The 672-nt window shown below is 48.1% G+C and carries 1 protein-coding gene; it reads left to right on the top strand.

The window, feature by feature from the left end:
* Window positions 1–135 precede the first annotated feature (135 nt).
* Entirely contained in the window at window positions 136–444 is a 309-nt protein-coding gene (locus ACVRRC_RS22160) for a hypothetical protein (protein WP_131680396.1), read from the top strand.
* Window positions 445–672: the final 228 nt, after the last annotated feature.

A 672-nucleotide genomic window follows, 5' to 3' on the forward strand; every position in this document is an offset into this window, starting at 1 on the left:
CGGTAATATCTACCTGCCCCAGGAATGCCTGAATACCCTACCGACTAACATCGCTGATGATAAAGAGCTGCGTGCGGTACTCGTCAAGATTGCCGATGCAATCAAAACCAAATCCTGACTCTGGAAAAGAAAATCATGAAGACGTGGACGCCGAACGAAAACATCACTCAGGTTATGCTCGCCTTTGGGCCTCAGGACATTGAAAAATTCCTGCCGAAATGGGATCTCATTCCAGACGAATTCAAACAGGGAAAGAATTCCTGGGTTGCCTTCATTGAGCGTTGGTTTTACCACGGGCTTGAATGTCCACCAGCAGCCAAGGAAGGTGTTGAATTGAAATGGGCGCTGGCGCATATCATGGTCATCCTCAAAAGCTTCGACCCCAAACATGAGCGCAAAATTGCCGGGTGCGCATATCTTGCCTCTCTCTGGTTTGAGGGTTGAACGAACTGAACCGCCTACATGGCGGATTATTTTTGGATGTCACTTTGTCAGCGCTGGTGGTGCGGTAAAATTTAATGAGTAAATAATAATTCTATGGGATCTCGTCATGAGCAACAATATCAAGCTGACCGCCGAGCAACAAACGGCAATTGCATACAGCAACTTCCTGACGTCGAAGGGATTGAAGCCGCGTACCGGTCAGCAGGACATGATCCGCTTTTGCTCTTC

The organism is Stutzerimonas sp. LR2, assembly GCF_055755175.1.

Coding starts and splice junctions, on each gene's coding strand:
- ACVRRC_RS22160 (WP_131680396.1), top strand. CDS start 136: ATGAAGACGTGGACGCCGAACGAAAACATCACTCAGGTTATGCTCGCC.